We start from the raw sequence: 5,996 nt of genomic DNA on the forward strand, positions 1-5,996 counted from the left end.
GGTTTATGGCGCGCTCTGCTTCATCGGCGCCATCTACATGATCCCCTCGATCGCGGACAAGATTCGCTAGGGCGCTGCGCGCCCATGACGAATGACCAATGACGAGTGACGAAAAACTGTGAGGCCCCATGCCCATCGCCTTGCCGCCACCTTTGCCGCCGCAATCTGCGCCGCACTTGCCTGTACTGGCGGCGGAGGCTTCGCGGCCGCGCTCCCCGGGGCCCGCGTGGAGGATCTCGCGGTTGCCCTGGAGGCCCCGCCACGCCTCGGTGTGCGCGGCGTCGATGATGCGGCGCACCTCGTCGTCGATGGTCTTGGCGATCTCGGGGGAGTAGTCCGCGCCCGCCCCGCCTCCCCGACCGAGGAACGGGTCCCCGCCCTCGTTGCCGTACTTGACCGCCCCGAGCTTGGCGCTCATCCCGTACTCGGCGACCATCGCCCGGGCGATGCGGGTGGCCTGCTCGATGTCCGAGCTCGCGCCGGACGTCGGCTCGCCGAAGATGTACTCCTCGGCTGCACGCCCGCCCATGGCCATGACGATCCGGGCGATCATGTCCGCGCGGGTCATCAGCGACTTGTCGTCCTCCGGGACGACGAGCGCGTGCCCGCCGGTGCGGCCCCGGGCCAGGATGGTGACCTTGTGCACCCGCTCGAGGTCCTCCATCGCCCACGCGGCCAGGGCGTGCCCGGACTCGTGGTACGCGGTGACCTTCTTCTCGTGCTCGCTGATCACGCGGTGCTTGCGGCGCGGGCCGCCCACCACGCGGTCCGTGGCCTCCTCGAGGATGTCGATCGAGATCTCGTCCCGACCGATGCGGGCCGCGAGTAGCGCACCCTCGTTGAGCACGTTGGCCAGGTCGGCGCCCGACATGCCGATCGTGCGGCGGGCGAGCGCCGTCATGTCGACGTCCGCGGCCAGCGGCTTGCCCACCGCGTGCACGGCGAGGATGGCCTCCCGGCCGCGCAGGTCCGGGTTGGTCACCGGGACCTGGCGGTCGAAGCGCCCGGGACGGAGCAACGCCGGGTCGAGCACGTCGGGACGGTTGGTGGCCGCGATGAGGATGACGGTCGAGCGGTCGTCGAACCCGTCCATCTCCACGAGCAGCTGGTTGAGCGTCTGCTCCCGCTCGTCGTGGCCGCCGCCCGTGCCGGACCCGCGATGCCGACCGACGGCGTCGATCTCGTCGACGAACACGATGCACGGCGCGTTCTGCTTGGCCTTCTCGAAGAGGTCGCGCACGCGCGAGGCGCCCACGCCCACGAACATCTCCACGAAGTCGGAGCCGGAGATCGAGTAGAACGGCACCCCGGCCTCCCCTGCCACGGCGCGCGCCAGCAGCGTCTTGCCCGTTCCGGGCGGTCCGTAGAGCAGGACGCCGCGGGGGATCTTGGCGCCCAGCCGCTCGTAGCGCGCCGGATTCTGGAGGAAGTCCTTGATCTCGTTGAGCTCCTCCACCGCCTCGTCCTCGCCCGCCACGTCCGCGAACGTGGTCTGCGGCATGTCCTTGGTGAACTCGACCGCCCGCGACTTGCCGACGCCGAACAGGCCGCCCTTGCCACCCTGCATGCGGGACATGAAGAAGAACAGGAGCCCGAAGAGGATGAGCATGGGCAGCAGGAACGACGCCATCTGCATGAGGAAGCCCTGCTGCGTGACGATGGTGTCGTACTTCTCCGGCTCCGCGGCGGCGACCCGGTCGAAGATCTGGTCCGCCGCCCGCTCGGGGTACTTGGCGATGAGCTTGTCCGTCTCCTCGGCCCCCTCCTCCGGGGCGATGGGCGACTTGAGGGTGAGCCGGAGCTGCTGCTCGCGGTCCTCGATGGTCGCCTCCTTGACGTTCTTGGCGTCGACCTGGGCGAGCGCCACCGAGGTGTCGACCTCGGCGAAGCCCCGCTGGTCGTTCGCGAAGAACGAGAACCCGACGATCGCCAGGATGATGACACCCGCGATCGCCACGTTGCGGAAAACGGTGTTGCTCTTGCGGTCCATTCGGTCCTCGTGTGCGAAGGACGGCCCGGCCGGTCGGCGGACCTGTGTGTTCGTCTGTCTGTGTTCGTCTGACTCTGTGTTCGACTGACTGCGTCGGTATCGCCCCAGGCTACCTGCGCCGTCCGACACGCGACCGCGATGATCGCCACGGGCGCACACCCGCCGCCGTCGTACCATCGAGACCGTGACCACTTCCCCGCTCACCGCAGCCGGCACCGCCGCGGCCGTGCACTCCGGCGCCGGTGGCGCGCTGGAGTCCCTCGACGCCGCCCTCGACCGGGTCGCCGACCTCGACCCGGCGCTCCACGCCTTCACCACACTTCTGCGCGCCGACGGCCGGGCCGCCGGCGCCGCGGTGGACGCCCTGGCACCGGCCGCTCGCTCGGCGCTCCCGCTGGCGGGGGTGCCGTTCGCGATCAAGAGCACCGTCACGTTGGACAATCCCGTGGTCGCGCCCCTGCTGGCGGCCGGCGCCGTCCCCGTGGGCGTCACCGCCGCGCCCCAGCTGTGCACGTGGGGGATGACGGACTCCGAGGAGCACGGGATCACCCGCAACCCGCGCGACCTGTCCCTGTCCGCCGGCGGCTCCTCCGGCGGGTCCGCGGCGGCGGTGGCCTCCGGGATGGTGCCGCTCGCGGTGGGCGACGACGGCATGGGGTCCCTGCGCATCCCCGCCGCGGCCTGCGGGATCGTCACCATCAAGCCCGGGCCGGGGGTCGTGCCCACCCGGCTGTCCGGCGACAACTGGGGCCGGCTCGCCGAGTCGGGCCCGCTCGCGCGGACGGTCGGGGACGCGGCCCTGGCGCTGTCCGTGATGTCCGGGAGGCCGGAACTCGCGGCGGTCGGGCGCGTGCCCCGCGGGACCCGGGTCGGCCTGTCCACGACCAGCCCGATCCGGCTCGGCGTCGATCTGGTGCCCGTCCGGGAGCCCTGGCGGCGGGCGGCCCGGGAGGCCGCGGACCTGCTGCGGGCGGACGACCTCGTCGTCGTCGACACCACGCTGCCCTCCCCGCGCGACCCGGTCCTCTACCTGGCGCGCTGGACGTCCGCCGTGGCCCGCGCCGCCGAGGAGGAGAACCTCCCGCTCTCGGCGATGGAGCGGCGCACCCGGCACCACGCCCTGCTCGGACGCACGGTGTTCCGCCGGGGCGGCGCCGGAGACGGGGACACCCGGTGGAACCGGGGGGTCGAGGCGCTGCGGACCGACGTCGAGCGGGCGATGGCCACCGCCGGCGTGGACGTGTGGCTCACCCCCGCCCTGGCCGACGTGCCCCCCGAGGCCACCGAATGGCACCGGCGGTCGTGGGGACGCTCGCTCTGGGCCTCGATGCGGTTCTCCCCGTTCACCCCCCTGGCCAACGTGCTCGGCTGGCCGGCGATGACCGTCCCGTGCGGCCGCACCCACACCCCGCTCGGGCGGGTCCTGCCCACCTCCGTCCAGCTGGTGGGCAGGCCGGGCTCGGAGGCCACGCTGCTCGCGCTCGCGGCCGCCGTCGAGCGGGGCGGAGCCTGACCTCCCGGGTCAGTACACCTAGCCGGCCGCCTGCGCCTTGTACTTGTCCGCGATCCGGCGCTTGACCAGCTTGCCGGTGGGCGTCCGGGGCAGTTCGTCGACAAAGTCCACGCCGCGGGGGATCTTGAAGTCCGAGACGTGCCCCCGCAGCGAGCCGAGGATCTCCTCGGCCAACCCGGGGTCGTCGGCCCGGTCGGCGGCGGGCACCACCACGGCGTGGACCCTCTCGCCCATCTCCTCGTCCGGGATGCCGATCACCGCGACGTCCTCGACCGCCGGGTGCAGCGCGAGCGCGTTCTCGATCTCCTGCGGATAGATGTTCACCCCGCCGGAGATGATGGTGAACGCCTTGCGGTCGGTGAGGTAGAGGAAGCGGTCCTCGTCCAGGTAGCCCACGTCGCCGAACGTGGACCAGTTGGGGTGCTGGGGATGGAAGACCGATGCCGTCTTCTCCGGGTCACCGTGGTAGGAGAAGGTGCCCTCGTCCTGCTGCCAGTAGATGGTGCCGATCTGGCCGGTGGGGAGCTCGTTGCCCTCCTCGTCGCAGATGTGCGCGATGCCCTTGAGTCCGTCGCGGCCCACCGACCCCGGGCGCTCGAGCGCCTCCTGGGAGTTGATGAACGTGATACCCATGCCCTCGGTGGCCGAGTAGTACTCGTGGATCACCGGGCCCCACCACTCGATCATCCGCCGCTTGACCTCCGGCGGGCACGGTGCGGCGGCGTGGATGGCGTGGGTCATGCTGGACACGTCGTAGCGCTCGCGCGTGGCGTCGGGCAGCTTGAGCATCCGCACGAACATCGTGGGCACCCACTGCGAATGCGTGACGTGGTACTCCTCGATCAGCCGCAGGGCCTCCTCCGGGTCGAAGCGGTCCATGAGGATGACCGTCCCGCCCACCGAGTTGACGACGCCGCAGAACCGCAGCGGGGCCGCGTGGTACAGCGGTGCCGGGCACAGGTACACGCTGTCGGCGTCGAAGGCGTAGAGGAAGCTGAACACGGGCGTGTAGAGATCCGGCACCTCGTCGATCTGCCCCTCCGGCAGGTCCACCCGTACGCCCTTGGGGCGGCCGGTGGTGCCCGACGAGTAGAGGAAGTCGTGGCCGCGGGGCTGGTCGGCGGGAGCCTCAGTGGGCTGACCCTCCAGCAGGCCGCGGTAGTCCTCCAACCCGTCGAGGGCGCCGCCGAACGCCACCCGGTGCTCCACTGCCGGATGCGCTTCGGGCGTGAGGTCCACATGATCGGCCACCGCAGCGGACACGAACAGGGCGCGTGCCCCGCAGTCGCCGATGATGTAGGACGACTCCTCCGCGGTCAGATGGTGGTTGATCGCCGCGATGTAGAGGCCGGATCGCAGCGCCCCCCAGTAGATCTCGACCATCTCGAGGGTGTTGTCCGAGACCACGGCGATCGTGTCGCCGGGCTTGAAGCCCCACTCGTCGGTGAGCAGGTGGGCGAGTTGAGCGGAGCGGGTCTCGAGCTGGGCGTACGTGATCTGCTCGCCGGTCGCGGGACGGATCACGGCGGGCTTGTCGGGAGTGCTGGCGGCGAAGGTACCTGGGAACATGCCGCCAGGCTAACCCCCCGACGTGACCTGGATCACCTGATTGGCAGACACGTGTCCAACACACTCCGGCGTGCGCTGGCTGAACGTACGCGATCACCGGGTCCGCGCTGGGGCCGTGGACCAAAGAGCCAGCGCAAGCCGGAGGGGCGGCCGGAGGGCCGGCCGGGGCGGGAACTCAGGAGTACATGCGCGGGTGCAGCCGGCCGATGTACGGCAGGTCGCGGTAGCGCTCGGCGTAGTCCAGGCCGTAGCCCACCACGAACTCGTTGGGGATGTCGAAGCCGATCTCGAGGATGTCCAGGTCCGCCTTGACCGCGTCGGGCTTGCGCAGCAGGGTGACGATCTCCAGCGAGCGCGGGTTGCGGGTCCGGAGGTTGCGCATCAGCCAGGACAGGGTCAGACCCGAGTCGATGATGTCCTCGACGATGATCACGTCGCGGTCGGCGATGTCCCGGTCGAGGTCCTTGAGGATCCGCACGACACCCGAGGAGCTGGTCGAGGAGCCGTACGAGCTCACCGCCATGAACTCCAGCTCGGACGGGATGGACAGGGCGCGGGCGAAGTCGGAGACGAAGATCGCGGCGCCCTTGAGAACGGCCACCAGGACGACCTCGTGCTCGGAGTCGGCGTACCGCTCCCCGATCGCGGCGCCCATCTCGGCGATCCGCTCCCGGATCCGGTCGGCGTCGAGCAGCACCGTCTCGATCTCGTCGGCGTACTTGTCCACGTTGCTCATGTCGTCCCCGCTCAGCTGGCCCGATCGATCTCGAGGACCACCTTTCCATGCCGACGCCGGGCGACCAACCTCCCCGAGCCCTCGGCCACACCCGCCCCCGCCGACCCGCCGCCGCCCACCGCGACGCCGCCCTGCCCCCGCCAGTCCGTGACGAGCGCGGCGATGGCCGTAATCTGCGCGTATGTGGG

At 71.0% G+C, this 5,996-nt stretch carries 4 protein-coding genes; 1 reads left to right on the forward strand and 3 read right to left on the reverse strand.

Annotation, left to right across the window (positions count from 1 at the left end; genetic code table 11):
* On the reverse strand, positions 1-1,990 hold a 1,990-nt coding region (ftsH, locus tag Q0444_RS08215), incomplete at its 3' end, for an ATP-dependent zinc metalloprotease FtsH (protein ID WP_299022859.1).
* Positions 1,991-2,174: 184 nt separating this feature from the next.
* Between ftsH and Q0444_RS08220 the strand changes: the two genes are divergently transcribed.
* Positions 2,175-3,503 carry an amidase gene (locus Q0444_RS08220; protein WP_299022862.1) on the forward strand — a complete coding sequence of 443 codons (1,329 nt, stop codon included), beginning with the start codon at positions 2,175-2,177 and terminating at the stop codon, positions 3,501-3,503.
* Positions 3,504-3,521: 18 nt separating this feature from the next.
* Here Q0444_RS08220 and Q0444_RS08225 read toward each other — a convergent pair whose 3' ends face one another.
* Positions 3,522-5,072 carry an acyl-CoA synthetase gene (locus tag Q0444_RS08225; RefSeq protein ID WP_299022865.1) on the reverse strand — a complete coding sequence of 517 codons (1,551 nt, stop codon included), beginning with the start codon at positions 5,070-5,072 and terminating at the stop codon, positions 3,522-3,524.
* A 175-nt stretch (positions 5,073-5,247) separates the two neighbouring features.
* Positions 5,248-5,808: a hypoxanthine phosphoribosyltransferase gene (gene hpt / locus Q0444_RS08230; protein WP_291086126.1), complete on the reverse strand. Its 561-nt coding sequence runs from the start codon at positions 5,806-5,808 to the stop codon at positions 5,248-5,250.
* Positions 5,809-5,996 lie beyond the last annotated feature (188 nt).

The sequence above is a fragment of the uncultured Dietzia sp. genome, assembly GCF_937873725.1.
GTDB lineage: Bacteria > Actinomycetota > Actinomycetes > Mycobacteriales > Mycobacteriaceae > Dietzia.